Here is a 22,604-nt window from a genome sequence, read left to right as displayed (position 1 = left end):
GACGGGGAAAGCCGGAAGCCTCCGGTGAATCTCTCAGGCGCCCGGGCCGCGGGTACGGACAGAGGGGGAGGGCGTGACTGTCATGCCCAGCCCGCTTACGGAGGCGCCGTGAGTTCCAGCCCGCAGCAGGACCGACCGACCCTCGCCGATCTCGAGCGGGGACAGCCCTTCGCCGACCGGCACGTGGGGCCCCGCCCGGACGAGCTCGCGCAGATGCTCGAGACCCTCGGCGTCGCCGACCTCGACGCGCTGGCCGCCCGCGCGCTGCCGGACGCGATCCGCGACCCGGAGCCCGTCGGCGCCTCGCTGCCCGCGCCCGCCGGCGAGGAGGAGATGCTCGCCGAGCTGGGCGAGCTGGCCGCGCGGAACACCGTCACCGTCCCGATGATCGGGCTGGGCTACCACGGCACCCGCACCCCGCCGGTGATCCGCCGCAACGTGCTGGAGAACCCGGCCTGGTACACCGCCTACACGCCGTACCAGCCGGAGATCAGCCAGGGCCGGCTGGAGGCGCTGCTGGCGTTCCAGACGATGGTCTCCGACCTCACGGGGCTGCCGGTCGCCGGCGCCTCGCTGCTCGACGAGGCCACCGCCGCCGCCGAGGCGATGACCCTGCTGCGCCGGGCCGGCCGGTCGAGGAGCCCCCGGTTCGTCGTCGACGCCGACACGCTCCCGCAGACCCTCGACGTGCTGCGCACCCGGGCCGAGCCGCTGGGCATCGAGCTGGAGATCGCCGACCTGTCCGGTGACACGCTGCCCGAGGGCGAGTTCTTCGGGCTGCTGTTGTCCTACCCGGGCGCCTCCGGGCGGATCACCGACCCGGCCGGGCTGATCGAGGCGGCGCACGACCGTGGTGCGCTGGTCGCGGTGGCCGCGGACCTGCTGGCACTGACCGTGCTGACCCCGCCCGGCGAGCTCGGCGCGGACGCCGCCGTCGGCTCCACCCAGCGCTTCGGCGTGCCGCTCGGCTTCGGCGGCCCGCACGCCGCCTACCTGGCGGTGGGCCAGAAGCAGGCCCGCCAGCTGCCCGGCCGCCTGGTCGGGGTCTCCCGGGACGCCGACGGCCACTACGCGCTGCGGCTGGCGTTGCAGACCCGTGAGCAGCACATCCGCCGCGAGAAGGCCACCTCGAACATCTGCACGGCGCAGGTGCTGCTGGCCGTGATGGCCGCCTGCTACGCCGTCTACCACGGGCCCGACGGGCTGCGGTCGATCGCGCAGCGGACACACCGGATGTCCGCGGTGCTGGCCGCCGGTCTGCGTTCCGGCGGGGTCGAGATCGCGCACGAGCACTTCTTCGACACCGTCCTGGCCCGGGTGCCGGGTCGCGCCTCCGCCGTCGTCGACGCCGCGCACGACGCCGGCATCGCGCTGCGGAAGGTCTCCGCCGACGAGGTGGGCGTGTCCACCTCCGAGCTCACCACCGTCGCGCACCTGCAGGCGGTCTGGTCGGCGTTCGGCGTCGGCGAGCCGGCGGTCGACGAGCTCGACGCCGCGACCGCCGACGCCCTGCCCGAGCCGCTGCGGCGCACCAGCGAGTACCTGACCCACCCGACGTTCCACGAGTTCCGGTCGGAGACCGCGCTGATGCGCTGGCTGCGCCGGCTGGCCGACGCCGACCTGGCGCTGGACCGCACGATGATCCCGCTGGGGTCGTGCACGATGAAGCTCAACGCCGCCGCCGAGATGGAGGCGGTGACCTGGCCGCAGTTCTGCGACCTGCACCCGTTCGCACCCGAGGCCGACACCGCGGGCACCCGGGAGATGATCACCCAGCTGGAGACCTGGCTGGCCGACCTGACCGGCTACGCGGCGGTGTCGCTGCAGCCGAACGCGGGCAGCCAGGGCGAGTTCGCCGGGCTGCTGGCGATCGCGGCCTACCACCGCTCCCGCGGCCAGACCGAGCGCGACGTCTGCCTGATCCCGGCGTCGGCGCACGGCACCAACGCCGCCTCGGCGATCATGGCCGGGATGCGGGTGGTCGTGGTCGGCACCGACGCGCAGGGGAACGTCGACCTCGACGACCTGCGCGCCAAGGTCGCCGAGCACGGCGACCGGCTGTCCGCCCTGATGATCACCTACCCGTCCACCCACGGGGTCTACGAGGCGCAGGTCCGCGAGGTCTGCGGCGCGGTGCACGAGGCCGGGGGACAGGTCTACGTGGACGGCGCCAACCTCAACGCGCTGGTCGGGGTGGCCCGCCCGGGTGCCTTCGGCGGCGACGTCAGCCACCTGAACCTGCACAAGACGTTCTGCATCCCGCACGGCGGGGGTGGCCCGGGCGTCGGCCCGGTCGCGGTGGCCGAGCACCTGGCCCCGTTCCTGCCCGGTGCCGGAGAGGTGGGCCCGGTGTCGGCCGCGCGGTACGGCAGCCCCGGCGTGCTGCCGATCTCCTGGGCCTACGTCCGGATGATGGGTCTCGACGGGATGCGCCGGGCGACGCTCACCGCGGTCGCCGCCGCGAACTACGTCGCCAGGCGCCTCGAGGGGCACTACCCGGTGCTGTACTCCGGTGTGGACGGCTCCGTCGCCCACGAATGCATCCTCGACCTTCGGACGATCACCAAGGACACCGGTGTGACCGTGGACGACGTCGCCAAGCGGCTCATCGACCACGGCATCCACGCGCCGACCATGTCGTTCCCGGTCGCCGGGACCCTGATGGTGGAGCCCACCGAGTCCGAGGACCTGCCCGAGATCGAGCGCTTCGTCCAGGCGATGATCTCGATCAAGGGCGAGATCGACCGGGTCGCCGCGGGGGAGTGGCCGGCCGACGACAACCCGCTGCGCAACGCCCCGCACACCGCGGCCTGCCTGGCCGACGACAAGTGGGACCACCCGTACCCGCGGGAGCTGGCCGCCTACCCGACCGGCGGGACGCCGGGGGTGCACGACCGCAAGGTGTGGCCGCCGGTGCGGCGGATCGACGGGGCGCACGGGGACCGGAACCTGGTCTGCTCCTGCCCGCCGCCGGACGCCTTCGCCTAGCGGTTCGTGAGTGCTCGTCGTGGTCCCGACCACGTGTCTGCGCTCAGGACGAGCACTCACAAACCCGACGGGCTCAGCGAGACGGTGGCGTCCGGCCGGCGGACCAGCCGGTGCGCGGTCCAGGTCAGCAGGCCGAGGCTGATCACGGCGAGGATGCCGTAGACGACGAGTCCGCCGAGGCCGTCCCAGACGGTGTGCAGCGTGACCGCCACGATGAACACCACGACCGCCCCGGCGGCGGCGCTGCCGGTGCGGTGCCGGACGGCGTGCCAGAGTGCCGCGGCGGTGAGCCCGGTCCAGGCCATGTGCGCGGCCGGGCTGAGCAGTCCGCGCAGCAGCAGGACCTCACCGATCTCGGAGAGGTCGCCACCGGAGCGGAGGGTGACGACGAAGCCGTAGCCCATCGTCTCCAGGGCCGCGAAGCCCGCGCCGGAGGCGACCCCGACCAGCAGGCCGTCCGCGGGGTGGGTGTGGCGGAGGGTGAACAGCAGGACCGCCAGCGGCGCGAGCAGCTTCGCCGACTCCTCGATCAGCGCCACGCCGACCATCGGCAGCGCACCGAGCTCGGCCTGCGCGTCGTACTCCAGCACCCCGGCCGTGACCACGCCGACGACGCCGCCGAGGAACGCGATCAGGCCGATCGTCCCGGACCGCAGCGAGTAGTCGAGCCGGCGGCCCAGCACGAAGGTGACGAACGCGGCCGGGGCCACCGCCGCGCCGAGCAGGATCAGCGACGGCACCAGGTTGGGGTTCCGGGTGACCAGCAGCGCCTGCCGGACCATCTCGAACAGGCCGACCCCGACCACCAGCACGACCAGCCACACCCAGCGCCGCAACACCCGAACCCCCGGTCCCGGCCGGTACCGGTGACGACCGGCCGGGCCGCAACGTAACGCGGCGATGGGGGAGCGGCGACCGGACCGGGACCGTTTCCCCCGGTCAGGGGGCCGCCGGGTCCACCGGTGAACACGATCTCGGCGCGATTGCGGCCGTCCCTGACCGGATCCGCTCCGGATCCGTGATCAGACCGGGACCGCCGCGCGGCCGATCCGGGAACGGCGGTGGGCGGCCATCCGGACCGGGGCGTCGGCCCAGCCGTGACCGTCGTGTCCGCCGGTGCGCTGCACCAGGCTCAGGAACAGCCGTCCGCCGAGCAGCTCGGTGCAGACCTGCAGGAACTCACCGTGCTCGTCGCGCTCGTGCAGCACGCCCAGCTCGCGGTAGGTCGCGATCAGCTCGGCGGGCAGCTCGAGGCGGGCGGCCAGGTCGTCGTGGTAGTTCGCCGGGACCGGCAGCAGAGGCACCCCGGCGTCCCGGGCGGCGGCGGCGGTGGCCAGGACGTCGTCGGTGGCGAGCGCGACGTACTGCGGGTCGGCCACCGCGGGGCTCCACTCACCTCGGCGCAACAGGGAGACCGTCAGCGCGATCCGGACCCGCCGGGCCTCGTCGGCCACGGCGCGGCTGCGGACCAGGCCGAACGGCGCGGCGAACTCGCCGTCGGCGATCGGGGCCAGGCCGAGCACCGAGTGGTGGAACAGGACGGCCTCGTCGAAGGCGTCGTAGGGCTGGGTGAGACCGAGGTGGTCGATCCCGGTGATCCCGGTGCCGGCCGCGCGCGGCTCGTCGGTGGCGACGAAGTCGTGCGACCAGACCGGGCCGGAGCCGTCGGTCCCGGTGCCGCCGTCGGTGCGGCAGAAGAACACCGAGGTCCCGTCCGGGGCGGCGATCTCGGCGAGGTCGGCCTCGCCGGGGCCGGTCGTGCGGGGCAGCGGTGGGGCGCAGAGCCGGGCCGCCCGCCGCGCCGAGGCGGCCGGATCCGGGGACTCGACGGCGATCGCGGCGATCGCGCTGCCGTCCGCGCCGGCCGCGTTGACCAGCACCCGGGCGTCGCCCTGCTCGTAGCGTTCGACCTGCTTGGTCCGATGCACCCCGGTCCGGCTGAACCCGAGCGCGCGCAGCACCCGGCCGAGCTCGGGCCCGGCCGCCAGCTCGACGAACGCGGTGCCGGTCGGCGCGGGCGGCGTGGTGCCGACCGGGTCGGTGCCGGCGCCGCGGGCGGCGGCCTCCTCGGCGAGCGCGAGCAGCGACCGGCGGGCGTCGACGGCGGTCCGGATCGGGTCGGCCTGCCGGAAGACGTCGTTGAACACCTCGAGCGACAACGGCCCGGTGTAGCCGGCGGCGAGCACCGGGGCGAGGAACGCCGGCAGGTCGAACCCGCCCTGGCCGGGGAACAGCCGGTGGTGGCGGCTCCAGCTCAGCACGTCCATGGACAGCTCGCGGGCGTCGGCGAGCTGGAGGAAGAACAGCTTCTCGCCGGGCACCTCGGTGGCGATCGGGGCCGGGTCGGAGCCGCGGGCCAGCACGTGGAACGAGTCCAGGCACAGGCCCAGCGCCGGGTGGTCGGCGTCGCGCACCGCGCGCCAGGACGCGTCCCAGGTGTCGACGTGCCGGCCCCAGGCGAGCGCCTCGTAGGCGATCCGCATGCCGCGCTCGTGTGCCCGGCCGGCCAGGGTGTGCAGCTGCCCGGCGAGCCGGTCGGGGTCGCCGACGGCGTCGGGGGAGACCGACGAGCAGACGAGCACGGTGTCCGCGCCGAGCCCGGCCATCACCTCGAACGCGGCGTCCGCGCGGCGCAGGTTGGCCGCGAACCGCTCCGGGTCGGTCGAGTCGATGTCGCGCAGCGGCTGGTAGAGGTCGACCGACAGGCCCAGGTCGCGGCAACGATCGCCGATCCCGGCCGGTGACAGCGGGTCGGCGACGAGATCCGGGGCGAAGATCTCGACGCCGTCGAAGCCGGCGGTCGCGATCGCCTCCAGCTTGTCCTCCAGCGTGCCGGACACGCAGACGGTGGCCAGCGACAGGCGCGGCAGCTCAGGCGACACGACCGGTTCCCTCCTCGGCGGTGATCATCTCCGCCAGGTGCGCGAGCATACGTGCGGTGTCCGGGACGCGGCCGGTGAACAGCCGGAACGCCTCGGCGGCCTGGTGCACGGCCATCCGGCCGCCGTCGACGGTCCGGCACCCCGCCGCGCGGGCGGCCTGCAGCAACGCGGTGTCCAGCGGCCGGTAGACGATCTCGGCGACCCAGGGCCGGCCCGCCAGCAGGCCGGCGTCGAACGGCATGCCGGGGTGCTCGGCCATGCCGACCGGGGTGGCGTGGACCAGCCCGCCGGCGCGCGTGACCAGCCCGTCGAGCGCCGGGCGGGGATGCCCGGTGGCAGTCGCGCCGGGGGCCAGGTGCGGGGTCAGGGTCGTCGCCAGCGCGGTGGCACGGGCGGCGTCGACGTCGACCACGTGCAGCTCCCGCACGCCCCTCCGGGCCAGCGCGTACCCGGCGGCCGCCCCCGCCCCGCCCGCGCCGAGCAGCACGACGTTCTCCAGTGACGCGCCCGGGAGGCCCTCGCGCAGGCCGTCGCCGAACCCGGTCCAGTCGGTGTTGTGGCCGGTCAGCGTGCCGTCCGGTCCGATCACGACGGTGTTGACGGCGCCGATCGCCGCGGCGTCGGGCGCGAGCGTGTCGAGGTGGCCGAGGACCAGCTGTTTGCAGGGATGGGTGACGTTGAGGCCGAGGTAGCCCTCGACGCGGGCGCGGGCGAGCAGGTCGCCGACGTCGGCGGGCCCGGCGCCGAGCTCGGCGAGGTCCCAGCGCAGGTAGCGCAGCGCCATCCCGAGCGCGACGGCCTCCCGCTCGTGCAGGGCGGGGGACAGGGACGGACCGATCCCGGCCCCGATCAACCCCGTCCGCAGGACGGCGGTCTCGATGCTGCTCTGCACCATTCCTCCTCAGTGTTTGTACCGTACGGTTAGTTGTACCGGACAGTTCGGGCGCGGCACCAGGGGTCGGGTCACCCGCGGCAGTAGGTTCGGGAGGTACCCGGGTACGAGGAGGTCGGCGGAGTGACGGCGGTTCCGGAGGAGACGGGCCAGCGCGACCCGGAGCGGCAGCGCGACCCGGAGCGGACGAAGGCGGAGATCCTCGACACCGCGACCGCGGAGTTCGCCGCCCGCGGGCTGGCCGGGGCCCGGGTCGACGAGATCGCCGCGCGGACCCGCACCACCAAGCGGATGCTCTACTACTACTTCGGCTCCAAGCAGGGTCTGTACCTGGCCGTGCTGGAACGTGCCTACGTCGGGATCCGGGCCCTGGAGCGGGACCTCGAGGTGTCCCACCTCGACCCCGCGCGCGCCGTGCGTGCCCTCGCGGAGCTGACCTTCGACCATCACGAGGCGCACCCGGAGTTCCTGCGGCTGGTCGCGATCGAGAACATCCACGAGGCCGAGCACCTGCGGACCTCGCCGGTGCTGCCCGGGCTGGCCGGCCCCGCGGTCGACGTGCTCGGGGGGATCCTCGACCGCGGCCGGCGCTGCGGACTGTTCCGCGACGACGTCGACGCCCTCGACGTGCACATGCTGATCAGTTCGTTCTGTGTGTTCCGGCTGTCCAACCGGCACACCTTCTCGGCGATCTTCGGCCGCGACCTGCTCGACCCCGGGCGCCGCGCGCACTACCGGCGGATGGTCGGCGACCTGGTCGTCGAGTACCTCACCGCGCACGTGGGCCGGGTCTGACCCCTCCTCTTGACAACGCTGCGCGCAACAACTCACCATCCGGTACGTAACCAGACGGTACAAAGCGCGTAGGCCTGCGCGCCGTGCCTGCAACGACGCACACGCCTGGAGGACCCGGTGAGTCCCACTCCGTCACCCGCCCCCGCGGCGGGCGAACTCCCTCCGACGGCCCAGCCGACACGGGCCGCCGCGGCCGCCTGGGTCGGCAGCGCCCTGGAGTACTACGACTTCTTCATCTACGGCACGGCGGCGGCCCTGGTGTTCAACCGGGTGTTCTTCCCGGACTCCAGCCCGGTCGCCGGCACCCTGCTCGCGCTGGCCACGTTCGGCTTCGGGTACGTGGCCCGGCCGCTGGGCGCGGTGTTGTTCGGGCACATCGGGGACCGCCTCGGCCGCAAGAAGGTCCTGGTCGCGACCCTGCTGCTGATGGGCTTCGCCACCCTGGCCATCGGCTTCCTCCCCACCTACGACCAGGTCGGGGCGCTGGCGCCGGCGCTGCTGGTGACGTGCCGGCTTCTGCAGGGGCTGTCCGCGGGCGGTGAGCAGGCCGGGGCGAACTCGATGACGCTGGAGCACTCGCCGCAGCACCGGCGGGCGTTCTTCACCAGCTTCACGCTGTCCGGCACCCAGGGCGGTCAGATCCTGGCCACCGCGGTGTTCCTGCCGGTCGCGCTGCTGCCCGAGGAGGCGCTGCTGAGCTGGGGCTGGCGAGTGCCGTTCTGGGCCAGCGTGCTCGTGCTGATCGCAGGCGTCGTCATCCGCCGCACGCTGCACGAGACCCCGGTGTTCGAGGCCGAGATCGCCGAGCCCGCCGGGCCCACGCCCTCGAAGCGCGACCAACTGCCCCTCGCCGCACTGCTGCGCGGGCACTGGCCGAACCTGCTGCGGGTCACCCTCGCCGCGACGGTCGCATCGGTGAGCACCCTGATGACCGTGTTCGCGCTGTCGTTCGCGGTGAACACCGTCGGCCTGGAGCGCTCGACGATGCTGTGGGTGGTCGTCTGCGCCAACGTCGTCGCGCTCGCGGCGATCCCGGCCTTCGCGACGCTGGCCGACCGGATCGGCCGCCGCCCGGTGTTCATCTCCGGCGCGCTGGGCAGCGCGGTCGCGCTGGCCGCCTACCTCTGGGCGGTCTCGACCGGGGACCTGGTGCTGATCTTCGCCACCGGCATCCTGCTCTCCGGGGTGGTCTACAGCGCCGCCAACGGTGTCTGGCCGTCCCTCTACGGCGAGATGTTCCCGGCGAAGGTGCGGCTGACCGGAATGGCCGTCGGGACCCAGATCGGGTTCGCGCTCGGCGGCTTCGCGCCCACCATCGCCACCGCGCTGGCCGGGGACTCCGCCGCGGGCTGGCTGCCGGTGGCGGTCTTCGGTGCGGTGATCTGCGCGGTCGCCGCGGCGTCGGCCTACAGCGCCCGGGAGACCGCGCACCTGACCCTGGAGGAGATCGAGGTCGTGCAGGACCGGGAGCCGAGGACCGTACGGGCCGGGGCCTAGGACGTGTCTCTCGCGGTCCGGGATCACGGTGCGCGAGGGCTGTTCCGGTAGGCGGTGACGACCTCGGCGGGAATGCGTCCGCGGTCCGAGACGACGAAGCCGTTGCGGCGGGCCCAGGCCCGGACACCGTGATCGTGCCGGCGGCTCGACGACGGCGCGGCGGTCCCGCGGGGCGCGCCGCGTCGCGCCGAGCCGACGAACGGAGCGAGTGAGTCGCGCAGTCGCGCAGCATGATTGCGACTGAGGTCGATCTCGAAGTGTCGGCCGTCGAGGGCGAAGGACACGGTCTCGTCGGCCTCCTCCCCGGTGAGGTCGTCGACGAGGCGGACGGTGTGGAGCAGGGCCACGGGGGCGTCACTCTCCGAAGAACGATCGACGGCTAGCGGCCGACCATGCTCATCCCGGCGTCGTTGTACCGGTTCCCGGCGACGCCGGCCCGGTCGACGACGGCGTCGAGACCGGCGACGTCGTCGGCGGAGAGCGCGACGCGGGTGGCGCCGATGTTCTCCTCGACCCGCTCGAGCCGGCGCGTTCCGGGGATGGGCACGATCCACGGGTGGCGGCCGAGCAGCCAGGCCAGTGCGATCTGGCCCGGGGTCGCTCCGCGCTCGTCGGCGAGCGCGCGGACGTGGTCGACCAGCACCTGGTTGGCCGTGCGGTTGTCCTCGCTGAACCGCGGGATCCTCGTGCGGATGTCGCCCTCCGAGAAGGTCGTGTCCGATCCGACCGTGCCGGTGAGGAACCCCTTGCCGAGCGGGCTGAACGGCACGAATCCGATGCCGAGCTCGGCGCAGGTGGGGAGGACCTCGGGTTCCGGATCGCGCGTCCAGATCGAGTACTCGCTCTGCACCGCGGTGACGGGGAAGGCGGCGTGGGCGCGCCGGATGGTCGCCGCGCCGGCTTCGGAGAGGCCCAAATGACGGACCTTCCCCGCCGCGACCAGCTCGCCGACGGCGCCCGCGACCTCCTCGATCGGCACGTCGGGGTCGACGCGGTGCTGGTAGAACAGATCGATCGTCTCGATCCCGAGGCGTTGCAGCGAGCCGTCGGCGACCCGGCGGATCTGTTCGGGGCTGCTGTCGAGGCCGGCCATGGCCCCGTCGCGGATGTCCCAGCCGAACTTGGTCGCGATCACGACCTGCTCGCGGACCGGGCGCAGCGCCTCACCGACCAGTTCCTCGTTGACGTAGGGGCCGTACACCTCGGCCGTGTCGACGAACGTGACTCCGCGTTCGACCGCGGCCCGCAGGACCCCGATCATGTCGGTGCGGCTGCCGGGGTTGGGGCCGTAGCTCTGGGACATGCCCATGGCGCCCAGGCCGACCGCCGAGACGTCCAACCCCTGACCGAGCGTTCTGGTGTGCACGCAGACTCCCTTCCTCGTCGATCTGCGCCCCATGCAACATCGGCACGCGGTCCGCCGGCAGTGGCCGCTGACCCAGGGGCTGTCGGCACCCCCCTCGGCCTGCCCCGGTCGCGTAGCGTCGCCGGGCATGGACAACCGCGACGACGTCAGCCGGTTCCTGACCTCGCGCCGCGCCAAGATCAGCCCGGAGCGGGCCGGCCTGCCGGTTCACGACCCCGGCCGGCGGCGGGTTCCGGGCCTGCGCCGCCAGGAGGTCGCCACCCTGGCCGGGGTGAGCATCGACTACTACACGCAGCTCGAACGGGGCCGGCTCAGCGGCGTCTCCGAGGGCGTTCTCGACGCGATCGCGCGTGCGCTGCAGCTCGACGACGCCGAGCGGGCACACCTGTTCGACCTCTGCCGCGCCGCGAACACCCCGGCCCGGCCCCGGCGCCGCGCCGTCCGTGCCGTCCGGCCGGTGACCAGGCGGATCGTCGAGGCGATCACCGACGTCCCCGCGCTGGTGCGCAACCGCCGGCTCGACGTCCTCGTCGCCAACCCCCTCGGCTACGCCCTGTACGCCCCGCTCTTCCCCGATCCGCTGCACCCCGATCTGTCGAAGCCCGCGAACCTCGCCCGGTTCTGCTTCCTCGATCCCCGGGCCGTCGATCTCTACCCGGCGTGGGAGGCGGCCGCGGACACCTCGGTCGCGCTCCTGCGTACCGAGGCCGGTCGCGACCCGTTCGACCGGGACCTGTCCGATCTCGTCGGCGAGCTGTCCACCCGCAGCGAGGCGTTCCGCACCCGCTGGGCACGCCACGACGTCCGCCTGCACCGGACCGGGATCAAGACCTTCCACCACCCCGTGGTCGGTGACCTCGAACTCGAGTTCGAGACGATGGAGCTCGCGGCCGACGACGGCCTGGTGCTCACCGCCTACAGCCCCGCGCCGGGCACCCCGTCGCACGACGCGATCGCCCTGCTCGCGAACTGGGTGGCGACCACGTCCGGCGGGTCGGCGGAACCGAGCCACGCGATCCCGCCACTCTGACCGGACGTACCCGCAGACGCGAACGGGGCCGGTGCGCGATCGCGCACCGGCCCCGTCGTCGCAGGGGTCGTTCCCGGATCAGCGGCCGTCCGGACGGCGCGGCGGCGGCTGGTGCCCGTGGGCCGGGGGCGGGCCGGGCTGTACCCGCGGCAGGGGGCGGGTCATGTCGTTGTCGGCGCTCAGCATCGGAGCGGCCGAGGGGGCCGGGCCGGTGAACGGACGGGTCATCTCGACGTCCGCGGCGCCGGGAGCCGCGGGAGCCCCCCGGTCGTCGTCACCGCCGTTGCCGCTGTCATTGCCTCCGTCGGCCACCAGCCGGCGCTCCAGCAGCGCGATCCCGATCACCAGGCCGGCACCCAGCAGTGCGGGGATCAGCATCATCGCCCAGCCGGGGTCGGGTGCGAGGACACCGCGGGCGTCGTCCTGCCAGGGCCAGAGCGCGCGCAGCGCACCGAGCAGCACCCCGGCCATGAGCACCATGAGGGTGCGGCGGTGGTGCTCGAGCAGCCACTGCAGCAGCGAGACGAACGAGCCGAGGCCGATCACCGCTCCGAGCCCGAACACCGCGATGTAGGCGAGGTCGAACTCGGCGACCGCGCGCAGGGTCGGCTCGTAGAGCCCGAACACCAGCAGCAGGAACGAGCCGGAGAAGCCGGGCAGCACCAGGGCGCAGATCGCGATCGCGGCCGCGATGCCGACCAGCCAGAGCGGCGGGCGACCGTCGCCGGCGGCCGGCGGGAGGCTCGAGACGAAGTAGGTCAGGGCGAAGCCGCCCACCACGAGCGCCCACTCACGGACACCGCGCAGCATCCCGGTCACCCGCAGCGGGACGATGACCGAGGCCGCCACCATCCCGAAGAACACCGCGCGCGAGCCGACCGGGTGGTTCTCGATGAGGTCCGGCAGGACGCGGGAGGCCAGGCCGACCGCGAGCACCATGCCGATGGCCACCGGCGCCAGCAGCCCCCAGTCCAGGCGCCGGAGCTCCTCGCGCGGGCGGGCGTCGCCCTTGCCGGGCAGCAGCGCGCGGACCGCCCCGACCAGGTGACCGCCCTGGGCGATCAGCCGCTCGTAGATCCCGACGACGAGCGCCATCGTCCCGCCGCTGACACCGGGGATGGTCTCGACGACGCCGATGGCCGCGCCGCGCGCGACGTTCACTCCCGACATTCGCGACAACACGACCCGGGAGCCTACCGAGCGACGTCGGGGAACCCACCGCTCGGGTGATCCCGGCGCCGATGCCGGCCGGAGAACGCGACGCCGGGCCCGAGGATGCGTCGGTGGCGCCGGCGCGGGTACCTACGGTGGACGACTCCCCACCGGAAGGTTCCTGCATGACCCGCCCGCACCGTTCCCGCCCCGGCAGCCGCTCCGGCGGTCCGCCCCGTCGCGGTACGGGACCGCGCCGCGACGAGGGGCCGCCGCCGTCCGGGATCCAGGGCGACGCCCGCGAGCTGGAGTCCCGCCTGCGCGGGATGGACGGCGCGAGCTACGGCCGCTACAAGAGCCTCGCCGGGCGCTGGGCGATGGAGGGGTTCGAGCTCGAGATCCGGAAGGTGCAGTCGGACCCGTTCGCGCCGCCGTCGCGGGTGCGGGTGACCGTTCCCGACGGCACGGCCGGTCTGCCGGCCGAGCTGTACCGCACCCCGGTCCGGGCCCGGGCGCTCGGCGGGTTCCTGCTGCGCGCGCTGCGCCGGGCGTTGCGCGACACCCCCGTGCAGGTGGACGCCGGCGGCCAGGAGGTGCTGGAGCGCAGCGCGATCCGGATCGTGCGGGAGGGTGACGACGCCGGGGCGGTCGTCGTGGAGCTGGCCGCGCCCTTTCCCGGGCACGGCCGCCGGATCGCCGGCGCGGCGGCCGCGCACACCCTGACCGAGGCGCTCCCGGCCGCGGTCCGCGAGTCGTTGCGCTGGGCGGTCGCCGACGTCGTGGCCGCGGACGAGTTCGTCCGGACCGTCGAGGACGCCGGCGCACTGCGCGACGGCCTGCGTGACCGCGGCCTGGTCGCGTTCGTCCCGGACGGCGCCGTGCTGCCCCGCGCGTCCGGAGTGGACGACAGGCCGCTGCGCGACGCCGTCCCCTTCGCGGCACCGGAGTCGCTGCGGGTCACGCTGCCGGTGCCGAACCGGGGCGAGGTGACGGGGATGGGCGTCCCGGAGGGTGTCACGCTGATCGTCGGTGGTGGTTACCACGGCAAGTCCACCCTGCTCCGCGCGCTGGAGACCGGCGTGCACGACCACGTGCCCGGCGATGGCCGCGAGCTCGTCGTGGCCCGGCGGGACGCGGTGTCGATCCGGGCCGAGGACGAGCGCGGGGTGCAGCGGGTGGACGTGCGCGCCTTCGTCTCGGACCTGCCCTCGGGCAGGCCGACCGGCGACTTCTCGACCGAGTCGGCGTCCGGCTCGACCTCGCAGGCCGCGTCCACCGTGGAGGCGCTCGAGTCCGGTGCGGACGTGCTGCTCATCGACGAGGACACCTCGGCGACGAACGTGATGATCCGCGACGCGCGGATGCGGGAGCTGATCGAGGCCGAGCCGCTGGTGCCCTTCGTCGACCGGGTCCGGCCGCTGCACGCGCAGCGCGGGGTGTCGACGGTGCTGGTGATGGGCGGGTCGGGGGACTACCTGGGCCGTGCGGACACGGTGATCCTGCTGCAGGACTACCGGGTCTCCGAGATCACCGCGCGGGCGCACGAGATCGCCTCGCGCACACCGGATCAGGCAGGCCCGGCGGACTCCGGGTTCCCGGAGTTCGGGCACCGGGTGTTCGACCCGCGCAGCGTCGACCCGGAGGTGCGCGGACGCCGGAAGGTCACCGCCCGCGGCCGGTCGCGGCTCACCTTCGGCGGCGACGACATCGACCTCTCCGCCGTCGCCCAGCTGGCGGACCCCGCACAGACCACCGGCGTCGGCCTCGCGCTGGCGCACCTGGCCCGGACCGGCGCGCTGGAGGGCCTGACGCTCGCCGAAGCCCTCGACCGGCTCGACGCCGAGCTGGAGCGCGGGGGAGCGGCGGCGATCGCGCACGGGTCGCTGTCCGACTTCGCCGTCCCGCGCCGGCACGAGGTCGCGGCGGCGCTGAACCGGTTGCGCGCCGCCCGGGTGACGGGGCACCGCGCCCCGCAGGCGACGCCGGGCACGGACGCCGGGAACTCCGGTCCGGCCGCCGGCAACGTGTGATCCCGGCCGGCCGCCGGAGCCCCATTCCGCCCGACCGCCGGCGGCGCCTGATTCCGCCGGTCGCCGGCGTGGGCTCCGCCCGCCCGGCTGCCGGCGACTCGTGCCGCGCCGTCTCCGGTGGTCGCCGGGACGCGTCGTCGGCCGGACGGGCACCGATCCGCTCACGCAGGTGGACCCGTGTGCGTCGATCACCCCGACGGGTGCGTATGCCTTACTCCGCCGCGTATGTCCGACTACGGTGCGTACCATCGCTCGCTCGATCAGGTGACTCGGACCGGGGCCACGGCCCTCCTGACCCGGTGATCACGCGACCGCGCGCTGATCCGGCAGGCGCGCGGCGGTCAGGGGAACGCGCGTCCTGACACGCGCGGACTCACGATCGACGCGCGTACATCTGCACCGCCGCCGCGGGCCGGGCGGTGTGTGGGCCCTGGACGGTGTCGATCGGGTGATCGCGGGAACCCGCCGGGCCGGCGGGGCGACTGTCTCGGCAGTGCCGGCGTCCGCCCGCACCTCGCCCGAACTCAGGAGTCTCCGCGTGCGTCACATCGCCACCTTCTGCGGCAGCTGCAACTGCGGCTGCCCCGAGCTCTACGTCGACGACAGCGCCGCGCCGGAGAAGCGCATCGTGATCACCGACGACTTCGGGCAGCGGGTGCAGATGAGCACCGACCAGTTCGCCGACCTGGTCGCCTCCGCCCGCAACGGCGTGCTGGACGAGCTCGTCGGGAGCTGAGGGGCCCGGACAGTGCGGCGCCGGACACGCCGCGCTCCGAGAGGGCGCGGCGACCCGTGGCCGTCGCCCCGGCACGGCCTCGCACCTCGTACCTCGCACCCTGCGTGGCGACCGCGCACGGACTCGAGTCGGTGCGGGAACACTGGAGGGGTGCGGGAACGGTGCCGGGGTGCGAGGTCGCCGGGGTGCGGGCCGACGCGGGGGGTGCGGGTCAGCGGCCGGCGTCGCGCAGCTGGGCGGCGAGGTCGATCAGGCGGTCCCGGAGCGGGGTGGCGCGCGCGGCGAAGGCCGCTTGGGCGCGGACGTACTCGGCGCGGCCATCCGGGGTCTCGATCCGCACCGGCGCGAACCCGTGCCCGGACAGGTCGTAGGGGCTCGCCCGCATGTCCAGCTCGCGGACGTCGGCGGCGAGGGCGAAGCAGTCCGCCACCAGCTCCGACGGCACGGCCGGGGCCAGCTTGTAGGCCCACTTGTAGAGGTCCATCGTCGCGTGCAGGCAGCCCGGCTGCTCCAGGTCGAGCTGCGTCTCCCGGGTGGGGGAGACCGTGTTGCGGGGCGCGGCGGCGTCGGTGAAGAACCGGTAGGCGTCGTGGTGGGTGCAGGTGATCCGCATCGACTCCACGACGGCGTCGGTGCCGGTCGTCCCCAGCCGCAACGGCACCGCGGCGTGCCGGGGCTGCTCGGTCCGGTAGACCATCGCCCACTCGTGCAGGCCGAAACAGCCCAGCCGCGGGGCCCGGCCCCGGGTGGCGGTGAGCAGGCGGTGCACGAACCCCGCAGTCGTCCGGAACCGCTCGGGCAGCGCGGCCGGCTCGAGACGCACGCCGCCGTCGCCCTGCCGGTACCCGGGGCGGTCGAGGAACTCCTCGGCCCCGGGCATCAGCACCCCGGGGCCCGGGTCCCAGCGCTCCAGCTGCGCCGGGCGGTGCGAGTAGTAGGTGAACAGGAAGTCCCACACGGGATGCGGCTCACCATGCCGGCGACGCTCGCGGTGCGGCCCGGTCCACGCCCGCACCCGCTCCAGGTGCGTCGCCGCCCGCGCCCGGCGAGCACCGGGGTCCAGGACGACGAGGGTCGCGACGGTCACGCCCCGACCGTACGTCGCCGCCGCGCGGAGCCGGCCAGGCCCTCGCGCCGGAGCCGGCGTGACGTCGATCCGTGACCTCGCAGAGAGGTCCTCGCAGGGGAGGACGGGACCTCGCAGGTGCCGTGCCGGCTGTGACCTCGGGAGGAGGTCTGCGAGGTGACGATGGCGGGTCAGTCCGGAGCGTCCGGTGCGTGGGTGATGTCCCGCACGGTCCCGACGAACGCCTCGGTCAGGTCCTCCAGGGTCACCACCCCGACCGTCGTCCCCGTACGGTCCACCGCCCGCCCCAGGTGCGCCCGCGCCTCACGCAACGCCGACATCGCCTCGTCGAGCCGGGCTGCGACCGGCACGGCCGGCAGGCCGCGGATCCGCTGCGGCGGGATCGGGGCCGACCCGGCGTCGGCGAGGTCGAGCACGTCCTTGAGGTGCAGGTAGCCGGTCAGCCGGCCGCCGTCGCCACGGACCGGGAAACGGGAGTAGCCGGTGCTCTCGACGGCGGCGGTCAACGCCCCCACCGTCGGCGCCGGGTTCAGGCACACCAGGTCGTCGAGGGCCACCATCACGTCGGCGACCGTGGACTCGGCCGAGGTCAGGGTGCGCGCGATCCGGGAGGACTCGTCGTCGTCGAGCAGGCCCTCGCGGCGCGAGTCGTCGATCATCTCGGACAGCTCGCCGGAGGTGAAGGCGGTCTCCAGCTCGTCGCGCGGGGTCACACCGGCCAGCCGCAGTGTCGCGTTGGCCATCAGGTTGAACAGGTCGATGAACGGTCGGGCCACCGCCGTCCACACCAGGAACGGCGGGACCAGCAGGATCGCGGCGCGTTCCGGCCCGGCGATCGCGATGTTCTTCGGCACCATCTCGCCGAGCAGCATGTGCGCGACGACCACCAGCGCCAGCGAGACGGCGAACGCGATCGGGTAGGCCAGCGCCTCGGGGATCCCGACCGCGGTGAGCGGGCCGTCGATCAGGTGCGCGACGGCGGGCTCGCCGAGCCGGCCCAGCAGCAGCGAGGCGATCGTGATGCCCAGCTGGGAGGCCGCGAGCATCCGGGACAGGTCGTGCGAGGCGCCCAGCACCGTCCGGGCGCCGGCCGACCCGGCGTCGGCCATCGCCTCCAGCCGGTCCTTGCGCGCCGAGATCAGCGCGAACTCGGCCCCGACGAAGAACGCGTTCGCGCCGAGCAGCGCCACGGCGGCGAGCAGCGCGAGCAGGTCCCCGGTCACGTGGACACCTCCCGCGCCCGGGCCAGGCGCACCTCGGCGACCCGGTTCCGGTCCCGGCGCAGCACGGTCAGCGCCCAGCCGTCGACGGCCAGGTCGTCACCGACGTCCGGGATCCGGCCCAGCTCCGCGACCACCAGGCCGGCGAGCGTCTCGTACTCCCCGCGGGGCATCCGGAAGCCGGTCGCCTCGGCGACCTCGTCGGTGCGCATCAGCCCGGACAGCGCCCACACTCCCTGGCCGAGCGGGCGGACCGGGTCGGGCTCGCCGCGGTCGTGCTCGTCGCGGACGTCTCCGACGATCTCCTCGATCAGGTCCTCCATCGTCACCAGGCCGGCGGTGCCGCCGTACTCGTCGACGACGACGGCGGTCTGCAGCCCGGCCGCCCGCAGCCGGACCATGAGGGCGTCACCGTCCAGTGAGGACGGCACGGTCTCCACCGGCCGGGCCAGCTCCCGCACCCGGGTACGGCGACGCTCCGCCGCCGGGACCGAGAACGCCTGCTTGACGTGCGCGATGCCCAGCGGCACGTCCGGGTCCCCGTCGACGACCGGGAACCGGGACAGCCCGGTGGACCGCGCGAGCGCGACGAGGTCGGCCACCGAGTCGGCGGCGTCGATCGTCGCGACCCGCACCCGCGGGGTCATCAGGTCCTCGGCGACCCGGTCGGTGAACCGCAGCGACCGCTCCAGCAGGGCCGCGGTGCCGGCGTCGAGGCTGCCGCTCTCGGCGCTCGCCCGGACCAGTGAGCTCAGCTCGTGCGGCGACCGGGCCGAACGCAGCTCCTCGGCCGGTTCGACGCCGAGCCGGCGCACGATCGCGTTCGCCGAACCGTTCAGCGCGTGGATCAGGAACCGGAAGACCGACGCGAACCCCGCCTGCAGCCACACCACCGCCCGCGCGGTCCCGAGCGGGTGCGTGATCGCGAGGTTCTTGGGCACGAGCTCGCCGAACACCATCGACAGCGCGGTCGCGACGACCAGCGAGAGCACCGTCGCCGTCCCGGACGCCCAGCCGCCGGGCAGGCCGACCGTCTCGAGGACGGGACGGATCAGCGCGGCGATCGCCGGCTCGGCGATGTAGCCGGTGGCCAGCGTGGTGACGGTGATGCCGAGCTGGCAGCCCGAGAGCTGGAACGACAGCGTGCCGTGCGCCCGCTGCACCGCGCGGGTGCGGCGGTCGTCGCGGTGCGCCACCGCGGCGTCGATCCGGCTGCGCTCCAGCGCGGTCAGCGAGAACTCGGACGCCACCGACACGGCCGTGCCCAGGGTCAGCGCGACGACCGCGAGCAGGCCGAGCACGGACAGCAGGACGGTCACGCGGTGGTCACTCCCGGCGGCGGTACGGGCAGGTCAGGTGCAGCTCGCAACGCTGCACGACGATACGCCGCGGCCGGGATCCCGCCCGCCGGGAACGGCCGCTGCGAGAGATCTCACGGGGTGTGCGGCCCGGTCGGGGACTAGGTTGCGAGCCATGACCACGGCGACGACGCCCCCGTCCGCGACCCCGGGCCGCGAACCGGACGCCGAGCCGCTGGCCGGCCGCCGGGTCCTCGTGACGGGCGCATCGGCCGGCATCGGCGAGTCGACGGCGCGTGCCCTGGCCGCCCGCGGCGCCCGGGTGGCGCTGCTGGCCCGCCGCGCCGACCGGCTCGCCGAGCTGGCCGCCGAGCTGCCGGGTGCGGTGGCCGTACCCGCCGACATCACCGACGACGACGCCGCCGGCGCGGCCGTCGAGCGGGCCGCCGCGGCGCTCGGCGGGCTCGACGCCCTGGTGAACGCGGCCGGGGTGTTCCACGGCGGCCCGGTCGTGGGGGAGGAGCCGACCACCCCCGCCCAGTGGCGGGACATGTTCGCGCTCAACGTCGTCGCGCTGCTGGTGGTGACCCGCGCCGCGGCACCGCACCTGCGTGCCTCGGACCGGGACCCGGCCGTGGTGAACGTGTCCTCGATGTCGGGCCGACGGGTGCCCGGCGCGGCCGGGGCGGTGTACGCGGCCAGCAAGCACGCGGTGCACGCGGTCTCCGACGGGCTGCGGATGGAGCTGGCGCCCGACGGGGTGCGGGTCACGACGGTCGCACCCGGTTTCGTGCGGACCGGGATCGTCGACGGCTGGCCCGACGGCGAGCTGCGGGAGCGCTACACCGAGCGGCTGGAGACGGTCGGGCTGGACCCGGCCGTCGTCGCCGACGCGGTGCTGCACGTCATGGGCTCGCCGGCGCAGGTCGTGGAGTACGCCGTGACCTCGGTGGAGCAGTGAGCGCGGCACCGCTGCCCGGGGTGCCGCCGTACGGCAGCCGGGGGCCGTCGGCGCTGGCCCGGGGCAGCGCGTCGCCGTTCGTCGACTTCGACCGGCGGTCGTGGTCCCAGCTGGCGTCCTCGACCCGGGTGCCGCTGACCGCGCAGGAGCTCGACCAGCTGCGGTCCTTCGGCGACTTCGTGGACCTCGACGAGGTTCGCGAGGTGTACCTGCCGCTGTCCCGTCTGCTGAACCTGCACGTCGAGGAGGGTGGCCGGCTCTACCGCGCCTACCGGCGCTTCCTCGGCGCCGCCAGCGCCCGGACCCCGTTCGTGATCGGGATCGCCGGGTCGGTGTCGGTCGGCAAGTCGACCACCGCGCGGCTGCTGAGGCTGCTGCTGGCCCGCTCGCCGGAGCACCCGAACGTCCAGCTCGTCACCACCGACGGGTTCCTGTACCCGAACGCCGAGCTGGCGCGGCGGGGGCTGATGGAGCGCAAGGGCTTCCCGGAGGCCTACGACCGGCGCAAGCTGCTGCGCTTCGTCTCCGAGATCAAGGGCGGGCGGCCGGAGGTGACCGCGCCGGTCTACTCGCACCTGGTCTACGACATCGTCCCCGACGAGCAGCTGGTGGTCCGCAGCCCGGACATCCTGATCGTCGAGGGGCTGAACGTGCTGCAGCCCGCGGTCGCCGGGGCGCTGACCGTGTCCGACTTCATCGACTTCTCGGTCTACGTCGACGCCGCGACCGCCGACGTCCGGCGCTGGTACGTCGAGCGGTTCCTGCGGCTGCGCGAGACCGCGTTCCGGGACCCGAAGTCCTACTTCCGGCGCTACGCCGAGCTCGACCACGACGCCGCCGTCGCCCGAGCGGAGACGATCTGGGCCTCGATCAACGCGCCGAACCTGGAGCAGAACATCCTGCCCACCCGGTCCCGGGCGAGCCTGGTGCTGACCAAGGGCAGCGACCACAACGTCACGCGGGTGCGGCTGCGGAAGCTCTGAGCGCCTCGGTGACCCGGTCGGCGCACTCGGAGATGCGGGCCGCCGAGCAGGTCTCGTCGGTGACGTGGGCGAGCTCCGGGTCCCCGGGGCCGTAGACCAGGACCGCGCAGTCACCCAGCATCCGCGCGAGCACCGACGCGTCGGTGAAGTAGGACGCGAACGCGGGGTCCCCGGTGTGGCCGAGCGCCGCCGCGACCCGCGACGCCCGCGGGTCTGCAGGGTCGGTGTGCACGGCCGGGAGGTCGATCAGCGTCCCGATCTCGGGGACCGACCGGTGCCCGGCCAGCACCTCCCCGGCGACGCGTTCGACCTCGGCGCGGGCCGCGGCCGCGTCGAACCCGGGCACCAGGCGCAGGTCCAGCTCGAGCTCGGCCCGGTCGGGCACCAGGTTCGGCTGCGTCCCGGCGCGCAGCACCCCGGGGTTGCAGGTGGCGGGTCCGTGCGTGGCGGTCACCGGCCAGCCGGGGTGGTCGTGCAGCGCGGCGGCGACCCGGCCGAGCGCGACGAGGGCGTTGTCGCCCAGGTCCGGTCGCGAGCCGTGCGCGCTCGTCCCGGCCTGCACCAGCCTCAGCCACAGCACGCCCTTGTGCCCGTGCAGCACCCGGTTCGCGGTCGGCTCCGCGACCAGCAGCAGCGGTGAGGGCTCCAGCCCGGACAGCACCCGGGCACCCTCGCAGCCGGTCTCCTCGCCGGCGGTGAACACCAGCTGCAGGTCGACGCCGGGGTCGCTGCGCAGCGCGGCCACCGTCAGCGCGGCGACCCCGGCCTTCATGTCGGTGGACCCGCGTCCGCGCAGCCGCCCGTCGACCACGTCCCCGGCGTGCGGGTCGAACGACCAGCCGGCCGGGTCGGCGGGCACCGTGTCGAGGTGGCCGGTCAGCGTCGTGGGTGCGCGTCCGGGGCCGCGACGGGCGACCAGGTTCGCGCGGCCCTGCTCCGGCTCGGTCAGGGTCACCGCGAAACCGGCGTCGTCGAGCAGGTCGGCGAGCAGGTCGGCGGCGGCCCGCTCACCCCCGCCGCGGGTGTCGCACGCGACCAGGCGGCCGGCCAGCTGCACGGGATCGGTCACGGATGTCTCCTTCGTCTCGGGTGTCCGGAGTGACACGCACCCCGGGCGGTGCCGATGGTCGCCGATCGTTTGGCAGGATGTGGAGATGAGCGGGAACTCCGGCGGCTCTCCCGGGAACGGGCAGGCCGTGGCCGGTCGGGTCGAGACGGTGGACGACGACGTCGCGGCACGGCTGCGGCTCGCGGTCGGGCGGCTCAACCGCCGCATCCGGATCGACGGGAGCGAGTCGCTGCCGCCGCTGCAACTCTCGACCCTGGTGACCGTGGAGCAGCACGGTCCGCTGCGGCTCTCCGACCTGGCCCGGCGGGAGGGTGTCACCGCCCCGACGATGTCCCGCGTGCTGTCCGCGCTGGACGACCAGGGCATGGTGGAGCGCGCGCCCGACCCGGGCGACGCCCGCGGCGTGCTCGTCAGCGTCTCCGCCGCGGGCCGGGACAAGCTGCGCGAGGTCCGCAACGAGCGCACCGCGCTCGTGGCGCGGCGGCTCGACCGGCTGACCGGGGAGCAGCGCACCGCGCTGGTCGCCGCGCTGCCGGCGCTCGAGGCGCTCCTCGTCCCGGACGAGGACTAGGACCGGACCGGAGCTGGACCAGGGCGACGGAACCACCCGGCCGCGGG

Annotated in this window: 19 protein-coding genes; 9 read left to right on the top strand and 10 right to left on the bottom strand. The window is 74.5% G+C overall.

What is annotated here, in order from left to right; translation table 11 throughout:
• Positions 1 to 108: 108 nt before the first annotated feature.
• Complete coding sequence (gene gcvP / locus WIS52_RS02140; protein ID WP_349296345.1) at positions 109 to 2,988, top strand: aminomethyl-transferring glycine dehydrogenase; 2,880 nt, start codon at positions 109 to 111, stop codon at positions 2,986 to 2,988.
• Positions 2,989 to 3,044: 56 nt separating this feature from the next.
• Here gcvP and WIS52_RS02135 read toward each other — a convergent pair whose 3' ends face one another.
• From WIS52_RS02135 to WIS52_RS02125, 3 genes are all read right to left on the bottom strand, one after another.
• Positions 3,045 to 3,827: a PrsW family intramembrane metalloprotease gene (locus WIS52_RS02135; RefSeq protein WP_349296344.1), complete on the bottom strand. Its 783-nt coding sequence runs from the start codon at positions 3,825 to 3,827 to the stop codon at positions 3,045 to 3,047.
• A 183-nt stretch (positions 3,828 to 4,010) separates the two neighbouring features.
• A complete protein-coding gene (locus WIS52_RS02130) occupies positions 4,011 to 5,870 on the bottom strand; it encodes a sugar phosphate isomerase/epimerase and 4-hydroxyphenylpyruvate domain-containing protein (RefSeq protein WP_349296343.1) in 1,860 nt (619 codons plus the stop codon).
• Positions 5,860 to 6,762: a shikimate dehydrogenase gene (locus tag WIS52_RS02125; protein WP_349296342.1), complete on the bottom strand. Its 903-nt coding sequence runs from the start codon at positions 6,760 to 6,762 to the stop codon at positions 5,860 to 5,862. Before WIS52_RS02125 ends, WIS52_RS02130 begins: the two co-directional genes overlap by 11 nt.
• Positions 6,763 to 6,885: 123 nt before the next feature.
• On the opposite strand from WIS52_RS02125, the gene WIS52_RS02120 reads away from it, so the two are divergent.
• Together WIS52_RS02120 and WIS52_RS02115 are read left to right on the top strand one after the other, a co-directional pair.
• Complete coding sequence (locus tag WIS52_RS02120; RefSeq protein ID WP_349296341.1) at positions 6,886 to 7,557, top strand: TetR/AcrR family transcriptional regulator; 672 nt, start codon at positions 6,886 to 6,888, stop codon at positions 7,555 to 7,557.
• Positions 7,558 to 7,674: 117 nt separating this feature from the next.
• Complete coding sequence (locus WIS52_RS02115) at positions 7,675 to 9,054, top strand: MFS transporter (protein WP_349296340.1); 1,380 nt, start codon at positions 7,675 to 7,677, stop codon at positions 9,052 to 9,054.
• Positions 9,055 to 9,077: 23 nt separating this feature from the next.
• Here the strand turns inward: WIS52_RS02115 and WIS52_RS02110 are convergent, their stop codons facing one another.
• Both WIS52_RS02110 and WIS52_RS02105 read right to left on the bottom strand, forming a co-directional pair.
• Complete coding sequence (locus WIS52_RS02110) at positions 9,078 to 9,401, bottom strand: histone-like nucleoid-structuring protein Lsr2 (protein WP_349296339.1); 324 nt, start codon at positions 9,399 to 9,401, stop codon at positions 9,078 to 9,080.
• Positions 9,402 to 9,433: 32 nt separating this feature from the next.
• Positions 9,434 to 10,420, bottom strand: a complete 987-nt coding sequence (locus WIS52_RS02105) for an aldo/keto reductase (RefSeq protein ID WP_349296338.1) — start codon at positions 10,418 to 10,420, stop codon at positions 9,434 to 9,436.
• Between the two features lie 127 nt (positions 10,421 to 10,547).
• On the opposite strand from WIS52_RS02105, the gene WIS52_RS02100 reads away from it, so the two are divergent.
• Positions 10,548 to 11,450: a helix-turn-helix transcriptional regulator gene (locus WIS52_RS02100; RefSeq protein WP_349296337.1), complete on the top strand. Its 903-nt coding sequence runs from the start codon at positions 10,548 to 10,550 to the stop codon at positions 11,448 to 11,450.
• Positions 11,451 to 11,528: 78 nt separating this feature from the next.
• On the opposite strand, the gene WIS52_RS02095 is transcribed toward WIS52_RS02100, so the two are convergent.
• Entirely contained in the window at positions 11,529 to 12,632 is a 1,104-nt protein-coding gene (locus WIS52_RS02095) for a DUF368 domain-containing protein (RefSeq protein ID WP_349296336.1), read from the bottom strand.
• 155 nt (positions 12,633 to 12,787) lie between these two features.
• On the opposite strand from WIS52_RS02095, the gene WIS52_RS02090 reads away from it, so the two are divergent.
• Positions 12,788 to 14,632, top strand: a complete 1,845-nt coding sequence (locus WIS52_RS02090; RefSeq protein ID WP_349296335.1) for an ABC-ATPase domain-containing protein — start codon at positions 12,788 to 12,790, stop codon at positions 14,630 to 14,632.
• A gap of 538 nt (positions 14,633 to 15,170) precedes the next feature.
• Positions 15,171 to 15,368: a hypothetical protein gene (locus WIS52_RS02085; RefSeq protein WP_349296334.1), complete on the top strand. Its 198-nt coding sequence runs from the start codon at positions 15,171 to 15,173 to the stop codon at positions 15,366 to 15,368.
• Between the two features lie 211 nt (positions 15,369 to 15,579).
• On the opposite strand, the gene WIS52_RS02080 is transcribed toward WIS52_RS02085, so the two are convergent.
• The 3 genes from WIS52_RS02080 to WIS52_RS02070 all read right to left on the bottom strand — a co-directional run bounded on the left by WIS52_RS02080 (position 15,580) and on the right by WIS52_RS02070 (position 18,994).
• The gene (locus WIS52_RS02080; RefSeq protein WP_349296333.1) at positions 15,580 to 16,455 is read right to left on the bottom strand and encodes a 3-methyladenine DNA glycosylase; all 876 of its coding nucleotides are present in this window, start codon (positions 16,453 to 16,455) and stop codon (positions 15,580 to 15,582) included.
• A 170-nt stretch (positions 16,456 to 16,625) separates the two neighbouring features.
• Positions 16,626 to 17,678 (bottom strand): hemolysin family protein, encoded by a 1,053-nt coding sequence (locus tag WIS52_RS02075; RefSeq protein ID WP_349296332.1) that lies wholly within the window; start codon positions 17,676 to 17,678, stop codon positions 16,626 to 16,628.
• Complete coding sequence (locus tag WIS52_RS02070) at positions 17,675 to 18,994, bottom strand: hemolysin family protein (RefSeq protein WP_349296331.1); 1,320 nt, start codon at positions 18,992 to 18,994, stop codon at positions 17,675 to 17,677. Before WIS52_RS02070 ends, WIS52_RS02075 begins: the two co-directional genes overlap by 4 nt.
• A 154-nt stretch (positions 18,995 to 19,148) precedes the next feature.
• Between WIS52_RS02070 and WIS52_RS02065 the strand changes: the two genes are divergently transcribed.
• The gene (locus WIS52_RS02065; protein ID WP_349296330.1) at positions 19,149 to 19,934 is read left to right on the top strand and encodes an SDR family oxidoreductase; all 786 of its coding nucleotides are present in this window, start codon (positions 19,149 to 19,151) and stop codon (positions 19,932 to 19,934) included.
• Between the two features lie 53 nt (positions 19,935 to 19,987).
• Complete coding sequence (gene coaA, locus WIS52_RS02060; RefSeq protein WP_349296776.1) at positions 19,988 to 20,917, top strand: type I pantothenate kinase; 930 nt, start codon at positions 19,988 to 19,990, stop codon at positions 20,915 to 20,917.
• On the opposite strand, the gene WIS52_RS02055 is transcribed toward coaA, so the two are convergent.
• Entirely contained in the window at positions 20,889 to 21,986 is a 1,098-nt protein-coding gene (locus WIS52_RS02055; RefSeq protein ID WP_349296329.1) for a M20/M25/M40 family metallo-hydrolase, read from the bottom strand. The two genes, coaA and WIS52_RS02055, sit on opposite strands and share 29 nt — an antisense overlap.
• Positions 21,987 to 22,071: 85 nt before the next feature.
• Between WIS52_RS02055 and WIS52_RS02050 the strand changes: the two genes are divergently transcribed.
• Entirely contained in the window at positions 22,072 to 22,557 is a 486-nt protein-coding gene (locus WIS52_RS02050; protein ID WP_349296328.1) for a MarR family winged helix-turn-helix transcriptional regulator, read from the top strand.
• Positions 22,558 to 22,604 lie beyond the last annotated feature (47 nt).

This window comes from Pseudonocardia nematodicida (assembly GCF_040105385.1).
Classification (GTDB): domain Bacteria; phylum Actinomycetota; class Actinomycetes; order Mycobacteriales; family Pseudonocardiaceae; genus Pseudonocardia; species Pseudonocardia nematodicida.
The sequence above is the reverse complement of the archived record's forward strand: the minus strand, read 5'-3'. Positions and strand labels throughout refer to the sequence as shown.